21 protein-coding genes are annotated in these 23,621 nt (G+C 63.1%); 11 read left to right on the forward strand and 10 right to left on the reverse strand.

The window, feature by feature from the left end; genetic code table 11:
* Window positions 1-8: 8 nt before the first annotated feature.
* Window positions 9-1,103, reverse strand: coding sequence for a helix-turn-helix transcriptional regulator (locus NKH41_RS07120; RefSeq protein WP_352768796.1), 1,095 nt, complete (start codon window positions 1,101-1,103; stop codon window positions 9-11).
* 322 nt (window positions 1,104-1,425) lie between these two features.
* Between NKH41_RS07120 and NKH41_RS07125 the strand changes: the two genes are divergently transcribed.
* Both NKH41_RS07125 and NKH41_RS07130 read left to right on the forward strand, forming a co-directional pair.
* Entirely contained in the window at window positions 1,426-3,201 is a 1,776-nt protein-coding gene (locus NKH41_RS07125) for a tetratricopeptide repeat protein (RefSeq protein ID WP_352470709.1), read from the forward strand.
* Window positions 3,202-3,468: 267 nt separating this feature from the next.
* Window positions 3,469-4,512: a glycine--tRNA ligase subunit alpha gene (locus tag NKH41_RS07130; protein ID WP_352768940.1), complete on the forward strand. Its 1,044-nt coding sequence runs from the start codon at window positions 3,469-3,471 to the stop codon at window positions 4,510-4,512.
* Here NKH41_RS07130 and NKH41_RS07135 read toward each other — a convergent pair.
* Complete coding sequence (locus NKH41_RS07135; protein WP_352768793.1) at window positions 4,509-4,682, reverse strand: hypothetical protein; 174 nt, start codon at window positions 4,680-4,682, stop codon at window positions 4,509-4,511. The two genes, NKH41_RS07130 and NKH41_RS07135, sit on opposite strands and share 4 nt — an antisense overlap.
* A gap of 262 nt (window positions 4,683-4,944) precedes the next feature.
* Here NKH41_RS07135 and glyS point away from each other — a divergent pair, with 262 nt between their 5' ends.
* Window positions 4,945-7,563, forward strand: a complete 2,619-nt coding sequence (glyS, locus tag NKH41_RS07140; protein ID WP_352932338.1) for a glycine--tRNA ligase subunit beta — start codon at window positions 4,945-4,947, stop codon at window positions 7,561-7,563.
* A 35-nt stretch (window positions 7,564-7,598) separates the two neighbouring features.
* Here glyS and NKH41_RS07145 read toward each other — a convergent pair whose 3' ends face one another.
* Window positions 7,599-8,030: a hypothetical protein gene (locus tag NKH41_RS07145; RefSeq protein ID WP_352470682.1), complete on the reverse strand. Its 432-nt coding sequence runs from the start codon at window positions 8,028-8,030 to the stop codon at window positions 7,599-7,601.
* 159 nt (window positions 8,031-8,189) lie between these two features.
* Between NKH41_RS07145 and NKH41_RS07150 the strand changes: the two genes are divergently transcribed.
* From NKH41_RS07150 to NKH41_RS07160, 3 genes are all read left to right on the forward strand, one after another.
* The gene (locus tag NKH41_RS07150) at window positions 8,190-9,170 is read left to right on the forward strand and encodes an L-threonylcarbamoyladenylate synthase (RefSeq protein ID WP_352768787.1); all 981 of its coding nucleotides are present in this window, start codon (window positions 8,190-8,192) and stop codon (window positions 9,168-9,170) included.
* A gap of 18 nt (window positions 9,171-9,188) precedes the next feature.
* Window positions 9,189-10,619, forward strand: a complete 1,431-nt coding sequence (locus tag NKH41_RS07155; RefSeq protein ID WP_352768785.1) for an FAD-binding oxidoreductase — start codon at window positions 9,189-9,191, stop codon at window positions 10,617-10,619.
* Between the two features lie 186 nt (window positions 10,620-10,805).
* Complete coding sequence (locus tag NKH41_RS07160) at window positions 10,806-11,372, forward strand: DUF6101 family protein (RefSeq protein WP_352768782.1); 567 nt, start codon at window positions 10,806-10,808, stop codon at window positions 11,370-11,372.
* Here the strand turns inward: NKH41_RS07160 and ubiA are convergent, their stop codons facing one another.
* Window positions 11,373-12,356, reverse strand: a complete 984-nt coding sequence (gene ubiA / locus NKH41_RS07165) for a 4-hydroxybenzoate octaprenyltransferase (protein WP_352470707.1) — start codon at window positions 12,354-12,356, stop codon at window positions 11,373-11,375.
* Window positions 12,357-12,512: 156 nt separating this feature from the next.
* Between ubiA and purD the strand changes: the two genes are divergently transcribed.
* Window positions 12,513-13,790: a phosphoribosylamine--glycine ligase gene (gene purD / locus NKH41_RS07170; protein ID WP_352768780.1), complete on the forward strand. Its 1,278-nt coding sequence runs from the start codon at window positions 12,513-12,515 to the stop codon at window positions 13,788-13,790.
* Window positions 13,791-13,810: 20 nt separating this feature from the next.
* Here the strand turns inward: purD and NKH41_RS07175 are convergent, their stop codons facing one another.
* Window positions 13,811-14,968, reverse strand: coding sequence for a glycoside hydrolase family 25 protein (locus tag NKH41_RS07175; protein ID WP_502900165.1), 1,158 nt, complete (start codon window positions 14,966-14,968; stop codon window positions 13,811-13,813).
* A gap of 555 nt (window positions 14,969-15,523) precedes the next feature.
* Here NKH41_RS07175 and NKH41_RS07185 point away from each other — a divergent pair.
* On the forward strand, window positions 15,524-17,287 hold the full coding sequence (locus tag NKH41_RS07185) for an acyl-CoA dehydrogenase family protein (RefSeq protein WP_352768777.1): 1,764 nt from the start codon (window positions 15,524-15,526) through the stop codon (window positions 17,285-17,287).
* 53 nt (window positions 17,288-17,340) lie between these two features.
* A complete protein-coding gene (locus tag NKH41_RS07190) occupies window positions 17,341-18,093 on the forward strand; it encodes a crotonase/enoyl-CoA hydratase family protein (protein ID WP_352768775.1) in 753 nt (250 codons plus the stop codon).
* A gap of 72 nt (window positions 18,094-18,165) precedes the next feature.
* Here the strand turns inward: NKH41_RS07190 and NKH41_RS07195 are convergent, their stop codons facing one another.
* Window positions 18,166-18,441 (reverse strand): hypothetical protein, encoded by a 276-nt coding sequence (locus tag NKH41_RS07195; protein WP_023674100.1) that lies wholly within the window; start codon window positions 18,439-18,441, stop codon window positions 18,166-18,168.
* 256 nt (window positions 18,442-18,697) lie between these two features.
* Window positions 18,698-19,315: a pyridoxamine 5'-phosphate oxidase gene (gene pdxH / locus NKH41_RS07200; protein ID WP_352768772.1), complete on the reverse strand. Its 618-nt coding sequence runs from the start codon at window positions 19,313-19,315 to the stop codon at window positions 18,698-18,700.
* Between the two features lie 39 nt (window positions 19,316-19,354).
* Between pdxH and NKH41_RS07205 the strand changes: the two genes are divergently transcribed.
* A complete protein-coding gene (locus NKH41_RS07205; RefSeq protein ID WP_352768769.1) occupies window positions 19,355-19,816 on the forward strand; it encodes an RT0821/Lpp0805 family surface protein in 462 nt (153 codons plus the stop codon).
* 100 nt (window positions 19,817-19,916) lie between these two features.
* On the forward strand, window positions 19,917-20,843 hold the full coding sequence (locus NKH41_RS07210) for a DnaJ C-terminal domain-containing protein (protein ID WP_352540107.1): 927 nt from the start codon (window positions 19,917-19,919) through the stop codon (window positions 20,841-20,843).
* Window positions 20,844-20,985: 142 nt separating this feature from the next.
* Here the strand turns inward: NKH41_RS07210 and NKH41_RS07215 are convergent, their stop codons facing one another.
* The 3 genes from NKH41_RS07215 to NKH41_RS07225 all read right to left on the reverse strand — a co-directional run bounded on the left by NKH41_RS07215 (window position 20,986) and on the right by NKH41_RS07225 (window position 23,611).
* On the reverse strand, window positions 20,986-21,648 hold the full coding sequence (locus tag NKH41_RS07215) for a hypothetical protein (RefSeq protein ID WP_352768766.1): 663 nt from the start codon (window positions 21,646-21,648) through the stop codon (window positions 20,986-20,988).
* 27 nt (window positions 21,649-21,675) lie between these two features.
* Window positions 21,676-22,857 carry a gluzincin family metallopeptidase gene (locus NKH41_RS07220; RefSeq protein ID WP_352768763.1) on the reverse strand — a complete coding sequence of 394 codons (1,182 nt, stop codon included), beginning with the start codon at window positions 22,855-22,857 and terminating at the stop codon, window positions 21,676-21,678.
* A gap of 85 nt (window positions 22,858-22,942) precedes the next feature.
* Window positions 22,943-23,611 carry a TfuA-like protein gene (locus NKH41_RS07225; RefSeq protein WP_352768760.1) on the reverse strand — a complete coding sequence of 223 codons (669 nt, stop codon included), beginning with the start codon at window positions 23,609-23,611 and terminating at the stop codon, window positions 22,943-22,945.
* Between the last annotated feature and the right edge of the window lie 10 nt (window positions 23,612-23,621).

A 23,621-nucleotide genomic window follows, 5' to 3' on the forward strand; every position in this document is an offset into this window, starting at 1 on the left:
GACCGAAATCACGAAAACGGCCGCGCGCTCGTCAGCAGCGCCACGAACTGGCTTTGGCGACTGGTTCCGGTTTTCCGAAAAATTCGCTCGAGATAAGTACGGGCCGATTTGACGGCGATACCGATTTCGAGGGCGGCTTCCTGTACGGAACGGCCTGAGGCAAGCACGACGGCGAGCCGGGCTTCCGCCGGCGTCAAGTCGAACAGGCCCGAAAGGATATCGGGCGACGGCACCGTCGCGCTGATGCTGACGGCAGTTGCCGCGACAAGGATATCCGCGCCCGAAAAGATGTCATGTGCGGCACGGCGCAACGGCAAAAGGTGAACGATCAGCGCAGGCCGCCCCTCAACGGCTGGGACAGGGATGGACCGCACAACGCGATGGTCGTCGTTGTGCATGATGGCTTGCTGGAAAAGCGCGTTTGCAGATAGGTCCGCAAGCACCATGCCGCCGCCGGCCTGGGGGATGAACACGTCCTTCATATCTTCCAGCAGGCGGTTGACCGTCAGCACACGGCCTGATCCGCTCATGACAGCGGCCGGCAGTCCGATTTCGCCCAGCGCCGATGCGGCGGTCCTGGCGCGTTCCATGCCAAGACGCGCGGCAACAAGGCCGGCCCGCGCCAGATGCGGACGCAGTCCGTTCAGCAGGTCGATCGCCGCTTGATCGTACTTGCCGTCCTTCAGCCAGCGCTGGAAGACGAACAGCACCAGCTCTCCGCTCGGCATGGGAATCGACGTGCAGACGGGCGATCCGACGCCGAAATTTCTTGCCCATGCGTAGATCGGGTCCCGCTCGATCTCATCGCCGGTCATGAAGTCGTCGACCCGCACAAAGCTTGCCGGCTGAGTGCTGCACATGCGCTGCACGCTCTCGGAAAATTTCCAATCTGCCATGAAAGCGTCGATCAAGGGCTCGGCCTGCGCCTCGCCGATGGCTCGAAGCGGGGAATGATCGCTGATCATGAAAATCGAGCCGCTTGCCGAGCGCGTGATCGCACTGGTCGCTTCCAACGCTCCCGGCCACTGCTCGGCGGCGAACGCTGCTTCGTAGATACGATCGACGATGGCGAAGGCTTCTTCGTCGCGCGGCACTTCCAGCATCGGCGCCCCCATGGCTGGCGAAGCAAGAATTGAAATCTCATCCTGCCACGCAAAGTTGCATGGCGGAAGCTTTCAACCGCTGGCGCTTAGGGATCGCTTACGGCGTCGGGAAATAGCACCGCGCAGGCACCGCCAAAGCGGACGCCACGCGGTCAAGAGTCGCAGTTCAGGCCCTTTCGGCATGGTTTATTAATTGCTTGACCCGATTGTGAATTCGGGCCGGGTTGAAGCACGACCCCAAAAAGGCCATGCTTTACCTGTAAAAATCGAGTCTACGGCGATCCCGCTGACGCGGAGATGGCGTTTGGCTGAAAGGGATATGATGCGGCAAGGATATGCGCGCTGGCTGACGGGGCTGGCAATCGCGACGGGCATGGCGATCTCGGCTTTGCCGGCGCATGCCAAACAGACCGCCGAGCCGGTCAGGATCACATCCTTCTCGGGGGCCTATCTCGCCGCCAGGATTGCCGACGGCGACAACGACCTCGACAGCGCCATTTCCTATTACAAACAGGCGCTTGCCTTCGATCCGAACGATACGGGACTGCAGCAGAGCCTGATGCTGTCGCTGATCGCGCAGGGGCGCTTCGACGAATCCCTGGTCTATGCCGACAAGCTCAAGGCGGTTCCCGATGTCGAGCGCTTCTCGCGCCTGGCGCTGGCCATCGATTCCTTCCACAAGAAGGATTTCTCCAAGGCCGAATACTGGCTCAAGCTGTCGCTCGAGTCCGATCTCGACCGGCTGATCTCCGGCGTCATGACCGGCTGGGCCAAGCAGGGTGCGGGTGACGCCGGCGAGGCCATGGCTTCCATCGACAAGCTGCAAGGCCCCGACTGGTTCAGCCTGTTCAAGTCCTTCCACCGCGCCTTGATTGCCGACGCCTCCGGCCTGCCCGACAGGGCGGATGCGCTCTACACCGCCACCGTGCAGGACACGGCCGCCGGCGGTGCGGCCCCCGAAACATGGATGCGCAACGCGCAGGCCTACGCCTCTTTCCTCGCCCGCAAAGGCGACAAGGCCAAGGCGCTGTCGGTGCTCGACAAGGCCGAGGCGTTTGCGCCCGGCAAGGTCGAGATTGCGGCCCTTCGCGACAAGATCAACAAGGGCGAAAAGATCGAGCCCTTCGTTGCCGGTCCGTCGGACGGCGCCTCGGAAATCCTACTCGATCTCGCCACCGCGCTCAACCGTGGCGGCGGCGAGCCGTTCGTGCGGCTTTATCTGCAATATGCCCTGGCGCTGCGGCCCGACAACGACGCGGCGCTCGTTCAGCTTGCCGCCGTTGCCGAGCAGTTGAAAGATGGCGAGGGCGCCATCGCGCTCTATCGCCGCATTCCCGCCGGCTCGCCGCTGAAGCAGCTTTCGGACCTGCAGCTTGGCCTCAACCTTGCCGATCTCGACCGCAACGACGAGGCGATCACTCACCTCAAGGCCATCGTCGATGCGCATCCAGACGACATGCGCGCCTATCTGGCGCTCGGCGGCGTCTATTCCTCGAAGGAGGATTTCCGCTCCGCCGCCAATCTTTACGACAAGGCAGTCGAGGTGCTGAAGACGCCGACCGCCGCCAACTGGAACATCTTCTACCAGCGCGGCATCGCCTATGAGCGGCTGAAGGAATGGCCGAAGGCCGAGCCGAATTTCCGCAAGGCGCTGGAGCTCTACCCCGACCAGCCGCAGGTTCTGAACTATCTCGGCTATTCCTGGGTCGACAAGAACATGAACCTCAAGGAAGGCCTCGCGATGATCCAGAAGGCCGTCGACCTGAGGCCGAGCGACGGCTACATCGTCGATTCGCTGGGCTGGGCCTATTACCGCCTTGGCCAGTTCGACGATGCAGTGCGCGAAATGGAACGCGCCGTTTCGTTGAAGCCGGAGGATCCGGTGCTCAACGATCACCTCGGCGACGCTTACTGGCGCGTCGGCCGCAAGCTGGAAGCCACCTTCCAGTGGAATCAGGCGCGCGACCTGAAGCCGGACCCGGATGTGCTTGCCGCCTTGCAGCAAAAGCTGATGAAAGGCCTGCCGCCGATCGAATCCAACACGGCGCAGGAAACCCCGAACGTAAAGCCCTTGCCGGCGCCCGCCCCTAAGGGGTGACCCTTCTTTCCTTCTCCCCTTGTGGGAGAAGGTGGATCGGCGCGCAGCGCCGAGACGGTTGAGGGGTGTCGGACGGATTGCCGTCGGTGCCAAGCTGGAACACCCCTCATCCGACCGAGCTTCGCTCGGCCACCTTCTCCCACAAGGGGAGAAGGGAACACCTTCAAAGGCCTGACCCCCTCTGCCTTGACGCTTGCTGGCCAGGCATCTAGGACGTGCCGGCATCCCGCCTTTCCCGCCGAGGCCGCCGTGACCATTCCTGCCCACATGCACCCCAGCCGCTCGTTCCAGGGGCTGATCCTGACGTTGCATAATTACTGGGCGGACTATGGCTGCGTCGTCCTCCAGCCTTACGACATGGAAGTCGGCGCCGGCACATTCCATCCGGCAACGACATTGCGCGCGCTCGGTCCAAAACGCTGGAATGCCGCCTATGTCCAGCCCTCGCGCCGCCCCAAGGACGGCCGCTATGGCGAGAACCCGAACCGGCTGCAGCACTATTACCAATACCAGGTGATCCTGAAGCCCAATCCGCCCAATCTGCAGGAGCTTTACCTCGGCTCGCTGGCCGCGATCGGCATCGATCCGCTGCTGCATGACATCCGCTTCGTCGAGGACGACTGGGAAAGCCCGACGCTGGGCGCCTGGGGGCTGGGCTGGGAGTGCTGGTGCGACGGCATGGAGGTGTCGCAGTTCACCTATTTCCAGCAGGTCTGCGGCATCGAATGCGCCCCGGTGGCGGGCGAGCTCACTTACGGGCTGGAACGGCTGGCCATGTATGTGCAGGGCGTCGACAATGTCTACGACCTCAACTTCAACGGCCGCGAAGGCGCCGACAAGGTGACCTATGGCGACGTCTTTCTGCAGGCCGAGCAGGAATATTCGCGCCACAATTTCGAATTCGCCAACACCGCAATGCTGCTCAGGCATTTCGAGGACGCCGAAGCCGAGTGCAAGGCGCTGCTCGAAGCCGGCGCGCCTGTCTCCCCCCTTGAGGGGGAGATGCCCGCGAAGCGGGCAGAGGGGGCCACCTCAGAAGGCACCACAAGTAAAACGTCGAGCACTGCACGAGCGACCCCTCCCGGCCAGACCTTGTCTGGCCACCTTCCGCTCAAGGGGGAGGGATATCACCGCCTTGTATTCCCCGCCTACGACCAGTGCATCAAGGCCAGCCACGTCTTCAACCTGCTCGATGCCCGCGGCGTCATTTCGGTCACCGAGCGCCAGAGTTATATTTTGCGGGTGCGCAATCTGGCCAAGGCCTGCGGCGAGGCGTTTTTGCTGACCGAGGCGGGCGGAATGGCGGCTTAGCTCCAGGCGGTTTCGGCAGGGGCGCTGATTGGCAACGTGCCTTGGCCACTTGCACCGGATATTGTCCGCAGCGCCTGCCTGACGCCGGGCATCGAGAACGTGCCATGAACTTGCGCCGTGAAGCAGGCGCTGAGCGCGAGGATCTGCAGGAATGTCGATGCCGTTCTCATGGTCGGTCAGCCAATAGCTCTCTGCCTGAGCGTTGGTCGCTTCAGCGCTGCGTTCGGTTCAGGGAAATCTTTGATCCAAGGACGGGCGGACCGGCGCGTGTCCGACAGGCGGCTGAATTTTTTCGGAAATCGCCGTTAGATGTCCCGATCGAGCGGGGAAGGGTGACAGCGGCCAGCCGAGTTGCTATGCCCCCGCTTACCTCCCCCTCGATGGGGGAGGTCGCCGCGAAGCGGCGGCTATTTTTGTCCATGAGTTCCTTCGATGCCCGACCTGCTTTTAGAACTCCGTTCGGAAGAGATTCCCGCCCGCATGCAGCGCAAGGCTGCCGGCGATCTCAGGAAGCTTTTGACCGACGGGCTGGTCGACGCCGGGCTGACCTACGAGGCGGCGCGCGAATATTGGACGCCGCGCCGGTTGACGCTCGACATTCGCGGCCTGACCGCCCGCTCGAAGGACATCAGCGAGGAGATCAAGGGGCCTTCGACCAAGGCGCCCGAGCCGGCGGTGCAGGGTTTTCTGCGCAAGGCCGGCCTTGCCTCGATTGCCGAGGCGCATGTGCATTCCGATCCGAAGAAGGGCGACTTCTACGTCGCCCATATTTCCAGGCCGGGCAGGCCGGCGGAGCAGATCATCGCCGAGCTGGTGCCGGGCATCATCCGAAACTTCCCCTGGCCGAAATCGATGCGCTGGGGGCCGGCTTCGGCCAAGCCCGGCTCGCTGCGCTGGGTGCGGCCGCTGCAATCGATCCTGTGCACCTTCGGCCCCGAAACCGAGGAGCCGGTGGTGGTCGATTTCGAGATCGACGGCATCCGCTCCGGCAATGTCACCTACGGCCACCGTTTCCATGCGCCGGGCGCCATCACGGTGCGCCGCTTCGACGATTATGTCGCCAAGCTTGAGGCGGCCAAGGTCGTGCTCGATGCCGACAGACGCAAAGAGATCATTCTCGCCGATGCCAGGAACCTCGCCTTCGCCAGCGGGCTCGATCTCGTCGAGGACGAGGGGCTGCTGGAGGAAGTGTCGGGCCTGGTCGAATGGCCTGTCGTGCTGATGGGCGAATTCGAACAGGATTTTCTCGCCATTCCGGCCGAGGTGATCCGGCTCACCATCCGCGCCAACCAGAAGTGTTTTGTGACGCGGCCACATGGCGCGGGCGAAGAGCTCTCCAACCGCTTCATCCTGACCGCCAACATCGACGCCAAGGACGGCGGCAAGGAGATCGCCCACGGCAATGGCAAGGTGGTGCGCGCGCGCCTGTCCGACGCGCTCTATTTCTGGAGAACCGACCAGGGCGACCTGCCGGATCTCGACCAGCTGCAGGCATCGGCGCAAAAGTTCGGACTCGATCTGAACAAACCGCTCGACCAGCGCATGGCCCGCCTCGACCACCTCAATGTAACGTTTCATGCCAAGCTCGGCACGCAGGGCGAGCGGGTGGAGCGGATTGCCAGGTTGGCCGAAGAATTGGCGCCGCTCGTGGCGCAGTCGATCTCCCCCCTTGAGGGGGAGATGGCCGGCAGGCCAGAGGGGGTCGCCTCGGCTGGCGCGACGCGACCTGACGTTTCGAAGCAAGAGGAAGTTGGCGCTCCACGCGAGATGACCCCCTCTGTCGCCTTCGGCGACATCTCCCCCTCGAGGGGGGAGATTACCGCGCTGGCGCGCCGCGCCGCCGTGCTCGCCAAGGCCGACCTCACCACCGAAGTGGTTGGCGAGTTCCCGGAACTGCAAGGCGCCATGGGCCGCAAATACGCACTGCTGCAGGGCGAGCATCCTTCCGTTGCCGCGGCGATCGAGGAACACTACAAGCCGCAGGGACCGTCCGATCGCGTGCCAACCGATCCGGTTTCAGTGGTCGTGGCGCTTGCCGACAAGCTCGACACGCTGGTCGGGTTCTGGGCTATTGATGAAAAGCCGACCGGATCGAAGGACCCCTATGCGCTGCGTCGTGCAGCACTGGGAGTGATCAGAATCTTGGTCGAGAATGAGGTCCGATTGGAGATTGCTATGCAGTTTATCCGTTCAGGGCGTCATCTAATGGCGCAACTGCTTCAAAAGGAGGCCGGCAAAGCCGAGGCTCGGCTTGCACCCATGCGAGCAATGGAAGAACTGTCCGGAAAAGGCTTGTTGAGCCAACTGACCAGCCTATCCGAACGCGCCTCTCAACTGATGTTTAGCGACGCCGATGTACCGCCTCAGGATTGGGAGATTGATCGCGCCCGCGACCTCCTGTCTTTCTTCCACGATCGCCTAAAGGTCTATCTCCGCGATCAGGGCGCGCGGCATGATCTGATCGACGCGGTTCTGGCGGCAGGTTCGCGCCCGATCTCCCCCCTAGAGGGGGAGATGTCGGCGAAGCCGACAGAGGGGGGCGCTGTCCCGCCAGCCTCTCATTCTGTCGCGCCCCCCTCTGCCCTGCCGGGCATCTCCCCCTCTAGGGGGGAGATCGGCCAATCGTCCAACGACGACCTCCTGCAAATCGTCCGCCGCGTCGAAGCGCTTGGCTCCTTCCTCGACAGCGAGGACGGCAGGAACCTGCTTGCCGGCACCAAGCGCGCTGCCAACATCGTGGCTGCCGAAGAGAAGAAGGCGACGGCGATCGCAAGCAGCGTTTCGCCGGCGCTGTTCCGGGAGGACGCGGAGAAAGCCTTGTACGCCGCGGTCAATCAGGCCGAGAGGCAAGCCGGCGAAGCAATTCAAAACGAAGACTTTTCCGCCGCCATGCTGGCGCTTAGCGTGTTGCGCGAGCCGGTTGATTCATTCTTTGAGAAAGTCCTCGTAAACGATCAGGATCAGGCCGTGCGCGCCAATCGCCTGGCATTGCTCGCCCGCATCCGCGCGGCGACCGACCGGGTCGCGGATTTCTCCAAGATAGCCGGCTGACGTCCGGGAAGAAATCCTCGCTTATGCTTCAGGCGCTATTTCGGCTGGTCGGGAGCTGCTAGCGGGGCAGGCTGCTGCGCAGCCGGTTCAGGGGTTTTGCTGGCGACCTTTGGGTCGGCTTTGCTGTCCGCGGCGGGCGCGGCAGCGATGGCCGGCGCGACCTTGGGCGCCGGCGTTGCAAAGGCATCGCCGACGATACCGCCGCGAATGATCATCGGGCTTCCGTCGAAGCCATGACTCGGCTGGCTCGGGATCGCCGCGACCTTTTCATCGGTGACGTTTTCATTGACGTCAGGCAACTTCTCGCCGAGCGCGACGATCGACGGTGTTTTTGCCCGTTCGAGCGCGCCGGCACTTACAACCGAAGGCGTCGCCGTCGTTTGCCCGAGAAAAACGAGCGACGAGGCCTGTGCCGTGCCGGCCATAAACGCCAGACCAAGCGCTCCAAGGATACGCATCGAAAGCATGATAATTCCCCTTGCCCAACAAGACGGCACCGTAGCCGAGGGCAGTTGATGCCGGCTTGCGGGGAAACGGAGCATTTTAGTGATTTGCGATTCGCCTACGCCCGGACTTGCTCCGTCGGCGTCAGCGTATTAGGCACCCGCATCCGTGAGGTGACGACAGTGGCTGAAATTCGTGCCGTCGGCGAGGCGATGGAAAGGGCGTTGGCGCTGCTCGAGAGCGGCGATGTCGTCGCCATCCCGACCGAGACCGTCTATGGGCTGGCCGGCGACGCGACCAATGGCGTTGCCGTGGCCCGCATCTTCGAAGCCAAGGGCCGCCCTCGCTTCAACCCGCTGATCGCCCATATAGCTGACCCGGCGATGGCCGAGCGCATCGCGCTGTTCGATCCGCTGTCGGAAAGATTGGCGCAGGCATTCTGGCCGGGGCCGCTGACGCTGGTGCTGCCGCAACGGCCCGGCAGCGGCATTCATCCGCTGGTCACCGCCGGTCTGGAAACGATCGCGCTGCGCATGCCGCAAGGCTTTGGCGGCGAGCTGATCGCCAGGTTCGGCCGCGCGCTGGCGGCGCCAAGCGCCAATTTCTCGGGCAGGATCAGCGCCACGACGGCCGAGGCCGTGGCCGCCGATCTCGGTCCCCGGATCAAGCTTGTGGTCGATGGCGGCGCGACGCCGGTCGGGCTGGAATCGACCATTGTCAAGGTCGAAGCTGGAAAGCTGCGGCTGCTGCGGCCGGGCGGCATTGCCGCCGAAGAGATCGAAGCAGTGGCCGGGTCAAAGTTGCTGCGCGGCGCTTCGGTCATCGAGGCACCTGGCATGCTTGCCTCGCACTATGCGCCAGGTGCGGCGGTGCGGCTCAATGCTGCGGAGGTCGCACCGGGCGAAGCCTTGCTGGCCTTCGGCCGCCGCCGTGCCGAAGGCTGGCGCGACGCAGCCGCCCTGCGCAATTTGTCGGAGACCGGCGACCTGCGCGAGGCGGCAAGCAATCTCTTCGCTCATCTGCAGGATCTCGATAGCAGTCGCGCCAAAACCATCGCCGTCGAGCCGATCCCGTTCGACGGGCTGGGCGAGGCGATCAATGACCGGCTTTCGCGCGCCGCCGCCCCGCGTGACAAGATCGCCCCGCGTGACAAGATGGATTGAGCACCATAGTTTCCACCCATGAACGACATTTCCCCCGATCTCGACCCCGCCGTCGTCGCGCGCTTTGCGGCAATCGTCGGCGACAAATATGCGCTGCGCGATCAGCGGGACATCGCACCGTACCTCACCGAGCGGCGCGGACTTTGGCACGGCAGGACGGCTTTGGTGCTGAGGCCGGGGAGCGTCGAGGAGGTCAGCCGCATCCTGCGGCTGGCAACCGAAACCGGCACGCCCATCGTGCCGCAAAGCGGCAACACCGGCCTGGTCGGCGCCCAGGTGCCGGACGCATCCGGCCGCGAGATCGTGCTGTCGCTGTCGCGGCTGAACCGCATCCGCGAGATCGATACGCTGTCCAACACGGTGACGGTCGAAACCGGCGTCATCCTGCAGACGCTGCAGGAAGCGGCCGATGCCGCCGACCGGCTGTTTCCGCTGTCGCTTGCCGCGCAAGGCTCCTGCCAGATCGGCGGCAATCTCTCGTCCAACGCCGGCGGCACTGGCGTGCTTGCCTACGGCAATGCGCGCGAGCTGTGCCTCGGCGTCGAAGTGGTGCTGCCGACCGGTGAAGTGTTCGACGATCTGCGCAAGCTGAAAAAAGACAATACCGGCTACGATCTGAAGAACCTGTTCGTCGGCGCCGAGGGTACGCTCGGCATCATTACCGCCGCCGTGCTCAAGCTGTTCCCCAAGCCCAAGGGGCGCGAGGTGGCGTTTGCCGGCCTGTCATCGCCGGAGGCGGCATTGTCGCTGTTCAGCCTGGCGATGGACCGTGCAGGGGCAGCGCTCACCGCCTTCGAGCTGATCGGCCAGAGGCCTTACGACTTCACGCTTGCCCACGCACAAGGCGCGGTGCGGCCGCTTGCCGGCGATTGGCCGTGGTATGTGCTGATGCAGATCTCGTCGGGCCGTTCGGCCGACGATGCGAGGGCGCTGATCGAGGAGGTGCTGAAGGCAGGCCTCGAGCAAGCGATCGTCGGCGATGCGGTGATCGCGGCAAGCATGGCCCAGGGCGATGCGTTCTGGAATTTCCGCGAGGTGCTGCCCGAGGCGCAGAAACCGGAAGGTGCCTCGATCAAGCACGACATCTCGGTGCCGGTGGCGTCAATCCCGCCCTTCATTGAAAAGGCCGCCGGCGCCGTGCAATCGGTCAGTCCCGGCGCGCGCGTCGTCTGCTTCGGCCACATGGGCGACGGGAACCTGCACTATAACATCTCCCGGCCGGCCGACGGCGATGACGAGGCGTTTCTCGGCCTTTACCACGTAATGAACAAGGCCGTGCACGACGTCGTGCGCGCGTTTCATGGCTCGATCTCGGCCGAGCACGGCATCGGCCAGTTGAAGCGGGACGAATTGATCGCGACGGCGCCGCCGATGGCGATCGAGCTGATGCGCAGGGTGAAGGCCGCCTTCGATCCGGCCGGCATCATGAATCCGGGTAAGGTTATCTGATCCTTTCGCCGGCCTGCGCCGGTTGGCATTCCGATAACCATCCGCCCCGGATCAGCAAAATTTAACCGACTTTCTTAAGCGCGAGGATAAGAAGCCCGCGCTAATGTTTCTCCACAAACGAGGCTGGGAAAACCGGCCCGGAGAACCGGAAACACCGGCTCTCAGGAGAAACAGGAAAGGCACGATATGAACACTGGACTGAAGCCAGTCTGGGCCGGGCGCAATATGCGCCTCGACCCATTCCGCCTGCCGCAGGTGGTGAGCTACGCCACGCGCGACGACTATGGCGAGGTTACCTTCACCATCGACCAGCGCGGCGCGGTTATCCGCCGCACGCTGGAGATGAGCGGCGTGCCGGCGATCATCGCTCTGCCCGCCAACGCGTTTCGCGGCGTCGCCGCCCGCGCGATGGAGGATCCGGATGGCAATGTCACAGTGACGCTTGAGCTTCTGCACAATGACCCGATGCTGTCGGTGCCGCTGCTGGTCGCCGACGATCTCGACGACGTCGCCGCCGACTGGCGCGCCTGGGCCGACGCCTACCGCCTGCCGATGCTGCTGATCGAGGCCGACGGCATCGCCCGCACGCTGGAAGAATCGCTCGGCGCCGCCATCAAGGCGCTGCCGGCGCAGGACCGCCGCAAGGGTCGCGTCTCGACCATGCGCCGCCCGCGCTTCCTCGCCCGCCGCCGCGCCGGCGACCTCGGCCTCAGGCTGGTCATCGGCGGCGAAGAGCTTATTTCGCGGGAATAGCTAAACCAGCGGCTTCAGCGCCACCCAGACCGCGCCGCCGATCAGGCCGAGGAAGATCAGCCAGCCGACCTGGTTGTTCGATCTGAACAGCCTCAGGCACTGGTCCGGATCGTCGATGTCGAGCACGCCGATCTGCCGCGCCAGATTCGCGCCGGCGGCGATCAGCCCGGCAAGTGCAGGCACCGGTGCCTGTGCCGAGGCAAAGGCGATGGCGAAGCAGACCAGCGCTCCGCCATAAAGCCCGGCCAGCCAGACCTTGGTATTGTCGCCGAACAGGCGCGCCGTCGAGCGCACGCCGACGATGGCGTCGTCTTCCTTGTCCTGATGCGCATAGATCGTGTCATAGCCGATCACCCACAGGATCGAGCCGATATAGAGCATGATTGCCGGCCCATCGAGATCGCCGAACTCGACCGCCCATCCCATCAGCGCTCCCCAGGAAAAGGCAAGGCCGAGAACGAGTTGCGGCCAATTGGTGTACCGCTTCATGAACGGGTAGACGGCGACGATGACCAGCGAGCCGATGCCGAGCAAGATGGCGAAGCTGTTGAACTGCAAAAGCACGGCAAGGCCGACCAGTGCCTGCACGACAACAAACATCCAGGCCTGCCGGCGCGTGACCTTGCCGGCCGGCAGCGGCCGCGAGCGCGTGCGTTCCACCTGGTTGTCGATGTCCTCGTCGACCAAATCATTGTAGGTGCAGCCGGCGCCGCGCATGGCGAACGCGCCAAGAAAAAACAGCAGCAGATACCACGGCGACGGCAGCAGAGAGAGCAGCGGGTCCGTCGGACGCGGATAGGCGCTCGCGGCAAGCGCAGCCGACCACCAGCATGGCCACAGCAGCAATTGCCAGCCGATCGGCCGGTCCCACCGGGCAAGCTGCGCATAGGGCCACAACCGCCGCGGCAGCACGCGATAGACCCAGTGGCCGCTCGGCGCATCGGCGACGCGGCCCTGGGCCGCTTTCGACTGGACGGTTTCCATTTTGCTGGAGTGGCAGCAGAGGCGAATGCCGTCAAGCGTCAAGCAGCCCCCGCACGCTCGCCACGCGCAATCGGCGCTTCGGCAGCCAAATGTCTTGACCCGTCGCGCGCGGCGCAATAGCGCAGTCCTGGTCTTGGAATGACGAGGAATCTGGGCATGCGTGTTTTGCTGATCGGCTCCGGCGGACGAGAACATGCGCTTGCCTGGAAGATCGCGGCGTCGCCGCTGCTGACCAAACTCTACGCGGCGCCCGGCAATCCGGGCATCGGCCGCGAAGCCGAGTTGGTGAGGCTCGATATTGCGGATCACACGGCGGTGGCCCGGTTCTGCCGCGAGAATGAGATAGGCCTCGTCGTGGTCGGGCCGGAAGGGCCGCTGGTCGCCGGCATTGCCGACGACCTGCGCGCCGAGGGCATCCGCGTCTTCGGACCGTCAAAGGCAGCGGCACGGCTGGAAGGCTCGAAAGGTTTCACCAAGGACCTCTGCGCCAGATACGGCATCCCGACCGCCGCCTATGGCCGCTTCGACGATCTGGCTTCGGCCAGGACCTATGTCGAGAAGACGGGTGCGCCGATCGTCATCAAGGCCGACGGCCTCGCTGCCGGCAAGGGCGTCACCGTCGCCATGACGCTTGACGAGGCGCTGGCCGCGCTCGACGCCTGTTTTGACGGCTCCTTCGGCCAGGCCGGCGCGGAAGTGGTGGTCGAGGAGTTTCTCGTCGGCGAAGAAGCAAGTTTCTTCTGCCTGTGCGACGGCACCACCGCGCTGCCCTTCGGCACCGCGCAGGACCACAAGCGCCTCAGTGACGGCGACACCGGCCCGAACACCGGCGGCATGGGCGCCTATTCGCCGGCGCCGGTGATGACGCCGGAAATGATCGACCGAACCATGCGCGAGATCGTCGAGCCGACCATGCGCGGCATGGCTGAAACAGGCGCTCCGTTTTCCGGCGTGCTGTTTGCCGGGCTGATGATTACTGACAAGGGGCCGAAGCTGATCGAATACAACACCCGTTTCGGCGACCCGGAATGCCAGGTGCTGATGATGCGGCTGAAGGACGATCTGCTCGTCCTGCTCAACGCAGCCGCCGACGGCCAGCTGGCGCACACCTCGGTGCGCTGGCGCGACGAGGCGGCGCTCACCGTGGTGATGGCAGCCAGGGGTTATCCCGGCACGCCGGAAAGGGGCTCGGTCATCCGCGGCGTCGAGGCGGCGGCGGGTGAGGGCGTCGAGATATTTCATGCCGGCACCGCCATCAACGGCGGCGCCCTCGTCGCCAATGGCGGTCGCGTGCTCAACATCACGGCGACCGGCCGCACGGTCGGCGAGGCGCAGAAGAAGGCTTACGCCGCGCTCGAGCGGATCGACTGGCCGCAAGGCTTTTGCCGCCGCGACATTGGCTGGCTGGCGGTGGCGCGCGAGCAGGCGGACTGATGCTCGGGCGGCCTTCGGCCTCAGCGCAAGCCGTGGTCGAATTCGGTCGAGACGCTGCTGACCGCATCGGCGGTGGAGACAAATCCTGGCACCGATGCCGCACGCTTTTCGTTTCGCGTCCAGGCGACATATTCGGCAATCCCGCGCGGCAGGGCCGGCGCCGCCTTCACCGCAGCCATTTGAAAGCCGCTGCTGAACCTGGCCAGGCGCGCCCTGAATACCGCGACCATCTCCTCGAAGCTTGCTGGCGTCACGCTGGCGTAAGTGATGGTGCCGCCGGCGAGCCCGGCTTCGCGTGAGAGCGGCACCGGTATCGAGGCGAGATAATCCGGCTGCACGTCGATCAGGCCGCCGAACGGCCACTGCGCGCGCAATTCCGTGGCGTTCATCGGCGCGACGCTGACGTCGATATCGTTGGGTGTGCCCGCGACCCTGTAAGGGCAGCGGAACCGGCCGCAATTTGCTCGCGCCGAAAACTGCCAGAGCGCATAACCCTGCCAGTTGCCCATCGGAAAATGCACGCCGATGTCTGGCTTGTAGCGCGCATACCACAGCGGCAGCCGCGACAGCAGCTGGTATTTGTATCTGTTGTCGGCGATGTGCCGGGCGGTCGTTCCATTGGTGTAGAGCACCGGAAAGCGGCCGAGCCGCCGATGCACCTGACGGACGAATTCTTCGGCGTCGTCCAGCGACATCCACTGCGTCGGGTCGTCGTCCTCGATGTCGAGGGCAAGCAGGTCGTCCGGCCCGGGTTCGGCGAACTCGATGAAATGATTGGCCTGGCCGACCGGGTTGCCGGGGCGGGCGAGGTGATAGGCGCCCCATTTCAAGCCAAGCGCCTTGGCCACAACCTTGCGCGTCTGGAACAGCTCACGCGCCACCGCATGGCGCTTCCAAAGCGTCTTGCACAGCCGCGTCTCGGTCTCGTCGCCGAAACAGAAATATGGTGGCGGCATTCCGTCGGATGCCTTGTTGATGAAGCCGACAAGACGCTTGTCGGCGGCTAGCCGGGTCCAGTCGATGGAATTGTATTCGTAGGCGTCGACGACCAGCGCCCGGTCGGCATCCTTCCAAGGTTCGGAGAAATCCGAGGCCTTTGCCGGCGTCAGCGCCAGGGTCATCGCGGCCGCGACAACGAGAAGCGCTGAGCGGACAAGGGGGCGCGCCGGCGTTTTCAAACAGCACATCCTTGCTGGCCAAAGCCAAATCCTGAACCGCCCTGGTTAAGGAAATGCTTTCGATCGCGGCCCGCGCATGCCACGGCTCGGTCAGCTTCTCCGTCGATGGTCTTGATGGTTGTCACTGGCGAGAGGGGATATGAAACGGGTCGAGCGCCGGCACTTGCAACAGCGTTCCCTCGGCCTCGCGTTTGCGATGAGGGGTCAGCGAACATGGTGGTGAGCACAATATGCCGCGATCCGACCAATAGGCTGCACCGTTCTCGACCTTACCTTCATGATAGCAAAAACCGGCCGTCCGCCAGAGCAGGCGCATTCGCTACAGCGATAGGTGTCAGGTCGTGCGAGCACGAGGCAATCCTATTTCGGTGTTCTGCTCTATCTTGCCGAATTTAGCCTGCGTCGTGGCAATTGCAAAATCCGCGTGACAAAGTTTGACGTTTACGTAAAAAGAAGATGGACAGGGAACTCCGAAAGCAGATGATTTTGCATCGGCACCAGTCTTAAGTAGACCTGCCAGACTGGGGAGGGCCGGACAGAGAAGGAGCGAGCGCCATGTATCGGGCACCGGTCGAGGAAATCGCCTTCACCCTGAAGCATGTCGCCGGCTTGAAGCCGGCGCTCGATGCCGGCACTTTTGCCGATCTCGGTGAGGACCTCGTCGACGCCATTCTGGCCGAGGCCGGCCGCTTCGCCAGCGAGGAGGTGGCGCCGCTCTACACGATCGGCGACCAGCACGGCGCGGTGCTCGACGGTGCTGCCGTCACTACCCCGCCCGGCTGGAAGGAACTTTATCGCCGCTGGATCGGCGGCGGCTGGAATGCGCTGTCGGCGCCTGAAGCGTATGGCGGCCAGGCGCTGCCGGCCATGCTCGGCGTCGCCGCGCTCGAAATGTGGAACTCCGCCTCGATGGCGTTCGGCATCGCCCCGACGCTGACCATGGGCGCGGTCGAAGCACTCGACAAGCATGGCTCGCAGGCACTCAAGGCCAAATATCTGGAAAAGCTGGTCTCCGGCGAATGGATGGGCACCATGAACCTGACCGAGCCGCAGGCAGGCTCGGACCTGAATGCCTTGCGAACCCGCGCCGAGCCGGCCGGCGACGGCACTTACCGCATCTTCGGGCAAAAGATATTCATCACCTATGGCGAGCACGATTTCACCGACAACATCATCCATCTGGTGCTGGCGCGGCTGCCGGACGCGCCGGCCGGCACGCGCGGCCTGTCTTTGTTCCTGGTGCCGAAATTCCTCGTCGGAGACGATGGCGCGCTGGGCAGGCGCAACGACGTCTTCTGCTCCGGGCTGGAGCACAAACTGGGCATCCACGCTTCGCCGACCTGCACGATGATTTATGGCGATGGCTTCGAAGGCACCGCGCCCGGCGCGATCGGCTGGCTGGTCGGCGGGGAGAACAAGGGCCTCGCCTGCATGTTCACCATGATGAACAATGCGCGCCTTGCCGTCGGCATTCAGGGTGTCGCGGTCGCTGAGGCGGCGACGCAGAAGGCGCTCGCCTATGCAAACGATCGCCGGCAAGGCAAGGCGGCAAGCTATGGCGGTGCCGGCATGGCGCCGATCGTGCATCACCCCGACATCCAGCGCAGTCTTCTGACCATGAAGGCGCTGACCCAGATTGCCCGTGCCATCTGCTATTCCTGCGCCCACGCCATCGATCTTGCGTCGCAGAGCGAAGATGCAAAGCACTGGCAGGAACGCGCCAATCTGTTGACGCCGCTGGCCAAGGCCTTTTCGACCGACGTCGGCGTCGAGGTCGCCTCGCTTGGGCTGCAGGTGCATGGCGGCATGGGGTTCATCGAGGAGACAGGGGCCGCAGCACTTTATCGCGACGCGCGCATCGCGCCCATTTACGAAGGCACCAATGGCATCCAGGCGATCGATCTGGTGACACGCAAGCTGCCGCTCGGCGGCGGTCGGCATGTGCATGGCTACATCGCCGAACTCAAGGCCGTCGCCGATGCGGTGCGAGCGTCGAACCTTGAAGGCTTCGGCCGCACCGCCGATCGCCTCGACCAGGCGCTCGACGAGCTCTCCCAGGCAACCCGTTTCCTGCAAGACCTGCAAGCCGAAGGCCGATCGGACGAGGCGCTGGCCGGCGCCACACCCTATCTCAGGCTGATCTCGCTTGCCGCGGGCGGGGCCTATCTGGCGCGCGGCGCGCTTGCCGACCAAAACCGCATCGCGCTTTGCCGGTTCTTCGCCGAGAACCTGCTTGGCGAAGTGGCCGCGCTCAAAGAGCGCGTCGTCGGCGGCGCCGACAGCCTTGCCGTTGCCGGCAAGGCGCTGATTTCAGCCTGACGTTCGCACGCGCCGAAATTCACAAAGGCCCGAAATTCACAAAGGACCAATCCGTGACAGACCACATCCTCGTCGAGCGCCAGGGCGCCATCCAGATCATCCGCATGAACCGTCCGGACAAGAAGAACGCCCTGACCCGCGCCATGTACGCGACGATGTCGGCGGCTCTTGCCGGCGGCGACGCCGATCCGGCGATCCGCGTCCATGTCTTTCTCGGCGTCCCCGGTGCCTTCTCGTCCGGCAACGACCTTGCCGATTTCATGGTCGTCGCCTCGGGCGGCGAAGGCGGTTCCGAGGTCTGGGATTTCCTGATGGCGCTGGCCAAGGTGGAAAAGCCGATGGTTTCCGGTGTCGACGGCATTGCGGTCGGTATCGGCACCACGCTCAACCTGCATTGCGACCTGACCTTCGCCACGCCGCGCACACTATTCCGAACGCCCTTCGTCGATCTCGGCCTTGTGCCGGAGGCCGGTTCGAGCCTGCTCGCGCCGCAGATCCTCGGCCGCCAAGGCGCCTTCGCGCTGCTTGGCCTCGGCGAGGGCTTTTCGGCCGAGCGGGCGAAGGCCGCCGGGCTGATCTACGAGGTGGTCGAGGAAGAGGCACTCGAAGCATCGGTATTGGCGGCGGCGGGCCAGATCGCTGCCAAACCGCCGCAAGCGCTGAAGATCGCGCGCGACCTGATGCGCGGCTCGCGCGACGCCCTTGTCGAGCGCATCGGCCAGGAAAGCCAGCATTTCCGCGAGCGGCTCAAATCCGACGAGGCCCGCGCAGCCTTGACGGCCTTCATGACCAGGAAGAAGGCCTAGACCTTCTGGCCTTGTCTCGCATCGTGGACCCGCCGGCAGCAACCGGCGGGTTTTCTTGCCATGATCTCTTTGTCACATCGCCATTTTTTTACATTCGGCCTGGGCCTTTGCCGAAGACGTGTCGATCATGAATGTCTTGCCTTTGGCGTCGGTCATCAACATCATGCAATGCTTGATCGGTTTCGCCATTTTCATCATTTCGGCGCTCATCTTCGCGTCGGGCATCATGGTGCCCATATGCCCATCGGGCATGATCGCCATGACCTCCCCACCCTTCATCACCGTCATTGTCCCCATCGCGTCCTCCGCAAAGGCTTGCGAAGCGAAAAGGCAGGCAAGACCGGCCATCGTGACCAACCTGAGTGAATGCATTGTTTCCTCCTGAATTTGCGCCAGCGGCGCGTTGAGCCCTTTCCTGGTTCGTTCCGGCAAGCTGGAACGTTTCACTCACACGAGATCGTGATCGTGGGAATTGGAAATCCGCCAGAAGCGGCCCGGCCTTGGCCGCCTTCATGACCAGGAAGAAGGGCTGAAAAAAATGGGCGCCGGTGCGGAAGCTGCCTGTCTCCCTACAAGGGGGAGATCGGCGGTCCACCGTCGTCCCCTAGGGATAAAGCCTCACCTTGTCCCAGCCGCCCTCGGCGTTGCGCGAAAACACGACACGGTCGTGCAGCCGGAACGGACGGTCGTGCCAGAACTCGATGGTCTGCGGCACGATGCGAAAGCCCGACCAGTGTTTTGGCCGCGGGATGTCGCCGATCGCGTGGCGCGCCGTATATTCGGCAACCGCCTTTTCCAGCGCGAAGCGGCTTTCCAGCGGCCGCGACTGCTTGGAGGCCCAGGCGCCGATGCGGCTGCCGCGCGGACGGGTCGCGTAATAGGCATCGGCTTCGGCCTCGGTGACGATCTCCACCGGGCCGCGCGCCCGCACCTGCCGGCGCAACGATTTCCAGTGGAAGCAAATCGCCGCTTTCATGCTGCCAAGAATCTCGCGGCCCTTGGCGCTTTCGAAATTCGTGTAGAAGACAAAGCCGCCCTCATCGACCCCCTTGAGCAGCACCATGCGGACATTCGGCATGCCCTCGGCGTCGACCGTCGCCAGCGCCATGCCGTTGGGGTCGTTGATTTCGCTCTTCGTCGCGTCGTCGAGCCACGCCGCAAAGAGCCGGAACGGCTCCGCCGCCTCGGTAAAGTCACTGCTTGTTAACCCGGTTTCGCTCATAGTTTTCCCAAATTTGTCGCCGGCTGGGGAGATTGCCGATTGTCGCGTATCGCGCAAGCTTTTGACAGTGGGCAATGGAGCGTTATCGCTTCGGCCAGCGCCAAAGCCATGATCGTGACAATCATCCTGCCGCTTGCCGCCTGTGGCGGGGGCGGCTTCAGCCTGGAGCAGGCGGAGGTCGACCGCTCGATACTGACCTCGAGCACGCCGGCCTCAGTCACGCCGCTCGATCAGGACCGCGCTTCCGACCAGGCTACGATCCGCAACGCCGTGTCCTCCGCCGACGTCGAGCAACTGGCCGGGCAGGCCATTCCCTGGGCGAATGCCGACACCGGCTCGCGCGGCTCCATCACCGAGCTCGCAGAATTCAGGGCTAGCGGTGAGACATGCCGTCGCTTCACCGCGTCGCGCGAGAGCTTCGACGGCGTCGCGCTGTTCAAAGGCGAAGTATGCCTGGCCGGCGGCAGCGCCTGGCGAATGCAGGACTTCAAGGCGCTCTGATTTTCCGCCGGCTATATAGCGGTAAGCCACTGGAATTTCTTCCTATGCAAGCGCATATAGGAGGCGATCATGGAACCACTCCTTCTCCAGGGCAGTAAGCATGCGCGACCCCTATGAGGTGCTGGGCGTTGCCAAGAACGCATCGGCCAAGGACATAAAATCGGCGTACCGGAAGCTCGCCAAGAAGTATCATCCGGACCAGAATCCGGATCCCAAGGCAAAGGAGCGTTTTGCCGCCGCCAACCAGGCTTACGAGATCGTCGGCGACGAGAAGAACCGGGCGGCTTTCGATCGCGGTGAGATCGACGCCGAAGGCAAACCGCGGTTTCAGGGTTTCGAGAGTGCGGCCGGCGGCGCCGATCCTTTCGCCGGTTTCCGCCGGCAGCAAGGGCCGGGCGGCGCGCATTTCGAATTCCGCACGGGCCGTCCCGGTGGTGACCCGTTCGACGGCAACAGCGACATCTTCAGCCAGATCTTCGGCGATGCTTTCAGCCAGCAGCGCGGTTCCGGCATGGGCGCCGGCCGCCGGATGCCGACCGCAGCCGACCTCAACGTGACGCTGGACGTCACCATCGAGGAGGCCGCAACCGCCGAGAAAGTGACGGCGATGTTCCCCGACGGCCGCAAGATGGCGGTCAAGTTGCCGGCCTATGTCGAGGACGGCCAGACCATCCGGTTGAAAGGCCAGGGTGAGCAAGGACCGGGGCAGCCGGGCGATGCGCTGGTCAAGATCCGTTTCCGCCGGCACCCGCGCTACCGCGTCGAAGGCCGCGACCTGCATGTCGACCTGCCGGTGGAACTGGCCGATGCGGTGCATGGCGCCAAGGTGGCGGTCGAAACCCCGACCGGCAGGATTGCGGTCAACGTTCCCCCTTGGTCGAGCTCGGACAAGGTTCTGCGGCTGAAGGGCAGGGGCCTGCCGGAAAAGGCCGGCGGTCACGGCGATCTCTACGCACATGTGCGGCTGATGCTGCCGGAGGGCGGCGACGCCGAGCTCGAGGCACTGATGCGCAGGCGAAAGGGCTGACGGTCGAAAAGGCTGGCGCTTGACGTCGTAAGCGGGCGTGAGTGGTTTCATGCCGCGTCGGTTATTGACAGGAAACGAGCAACCAGCGCCACTGGGCTGGCCGACCACAACTCGCGATCGGCCATGCGCGCACTAGCGTCTATCAGTCGCCAAGTCTTCCCCCGCGGTGCCCCATCATCATTCGGGACGCGTACATTGTGGGCGAGCTTTTGCCCGGTAGATTCGCGTCAAGAACAATCTGCTCGACGAAACCCTGATTCACTTCAATCTCCACGCATTTGTCGAGCTTATCAACGATCCAGACGGCGTATCCTTCACTCTCCTTAGATTTATAGTTGGAGTCGTCTTCAGGAATATCTGCCTCCGGATTTGCTGGAATCAACATTACCTTGGGCTTCGGGAGATCATAAGTATGACCCTCGTAGGCATATCCAAATATTACACCGCAACTAAGTATTTCTTCATCACCATTTGCCGGGTTTATATCAATCGCCCCAAGCATAAGCATAAACCTATTTACGATCGAATTAACAAACACATAACTGCTATTGTTAGGTGGTGTTTTACTAAGATATTTCTTAAACCGTAAAATTCTTTTGTCATCAGGATCGCCGTCATCAAGTATCTTTGCGATTATTATAGAATGATTCTTGTATTTTCCTGTTGTTGGCTCCAATGTCTTTTTCTTTTTGCTTGATATAGGAAGACCAAGACCAGGTATTCCATAGAGGCGCACTTGTGTGGCGTTAAATGCTCCATGGGGATCTTTCGTGGTGTAAGTCGGTCGGTGAAAATCGTCGCTCATGTTGTTACCCTCCGTTGCAATCACCAATTATAAAATTTCCCGCCACCTGAAATTCTCTTCGAAGCTTGCCGCTATGGCCGGGCGGATGCGGTCGGACACTTCGATGATGGTGGAGGCTGCGACTGCGAATGTGAGATGATCGGCATCGAGGCGTGTCCACGCGCGCGCAAGCCCAAGCGCGACATCGTCGCGCGCCTTGATTAGCTCGGTCTTGAAAAGGAACGGACGGGCCCGGAATGCATCGCCCGTGAAGTCGGAGATGTGCCGCATGTCGGCTTCGCCAACCTGCCTGATGTCGAAGCCAAGCAGGCGCTCGTCGGCCAAGCCCTGCCGCACCAGGCCGGCATGGTAGAGATCGACCAGGGTATCGAACACCGCTCCCGTGAATGGGCGAGACCGGTCATGAATCTCTTCGGTCACTTCCGTCATCTTGCGCGAGTTACTGGCAAGGCGGATCTGGCGGTCGCCCGTCAGTTCGGCGATGCGGTTGAGCTCGTTGAGGACAAGCAGGTTTGCCTGGCTGTGCCGTAACAATCGATCCATCCCGCTGTCGAAATGCAGGAACGAAAGCAGCGAAATAAGATCGGCGTTGGCTTCGTGGAACGGCCCGAAGTCGCCGTCCTGCAGGCCTTGCGCGGGCACTCCGAAGAGAGAAAAGAGTATGGCGTGACCCATTTCGTGCGCGATCACGTCGAAGTTGAGGGCGTACGGATGGCCGCGCCCGTCGGCTCCACGCTCGCGGCCAAGCTCCAGATATCCAAACCCCGATTGCGCATTCTCCCAGTCAAGCCAGGGAATGATCTCAAGCCGCTCGTATGTTTCGGCGAAGTACCAGACAATCGGCTTGCCCAGATAGCTTTCCCAGATGTCCAGCACCCGGCTCGCGGCCGCGAACGCATGCGCTGCCAGGAACTGGCGCGACTGAAGAGAGAGGTGGTCGAAATGACCATCAAAGCCGGGTTCGGCTGGTGGGAAATACGCGCCAACAAAGGGCGGCAGGTAAGGATACTCGTACGGCTGCTTGTCCAGCACGGGATCACGCACGTATATGCGATGATCCTCCGGGCCCGGATGGATCAAACCAGGCGATGTTGAAATCCAGACCGCCTCGGGTTTCTCGTACCCAGAAACGTGAGGCGCTTGTGGGTATAGCAGGAAGCGCGTTCCAGCCGACATCCCCGCCCGACCGGCGACATCGAGCGCGTTCAACTGCGCGGCCCCTCTCATAGTCGGCAACACTAGCACGAAGCCTGCACTTCGTAAATTGCACCAGGTATCACCGGCAACTCTGTCGTCAGATTGCTAAGCCGGCGTCCTCCAAATCCTGGACAAACGCGACCGTCATTCTGAAATTCTTCAATTCCGCCGGCACCAATGCCTTTTCTCTCATAAGTTGCAGAGCCGACAGTGCGTCGCGTTTCTTTTGCTGAACGAAAGCTCCTGCGAGAATTTGCCGGCAGGCTTCGATATCATGGTCACCGGCTTCCGGTAATGTCTCGCGGACCATTCGCGACAGCGTACGTTCCCTAAAATTGAGGTTCCGGGCCGTATTCTCAAGCTTTCCTGACAAATCGGTGGAGATCAGGTTCCGCCTCCGAGCGGCGCGGACGGTTATTCGCAAATCAACCAAAGCGTGCGTTAGTGACGAAAAATTCACCGCCTTCGGACCGTACAGCACTGCCACTGCGTCATCAGGCAGGAAAGCGAAGCGGCGATACCATCGATAGATAAGGCCAACGCCGTGCATGTACGGGTAAAGCTCGGCGGCGCGCAAGGCTCCCATGCTTCCAGCACCAATTACCGGGATGGCCTGGCTGATCGCCCACAGTATCTCCTTGTGCCTCACTGCCGGCTCAGCCTGGAAAGCGCCGTCTATGATGACAATTGCAGCCGGGTCATAACGCTGCACCGCGGCTATGATCGAGCCTTGCACCGCGGGCGCCAGGCAGATCACGTCGGCCACCTGCTGTGCC

Origin of the sequence: Mesorhizobium sp. M1169 (genome assembly GCF_040318345.1) — a bacterium.
Taxonomy (GTDB): Bacteria; Pseudomonadota; Alphaproteobacteria; order Rhizobiales; family Rhizobiaceae; genus Mesorhizobium.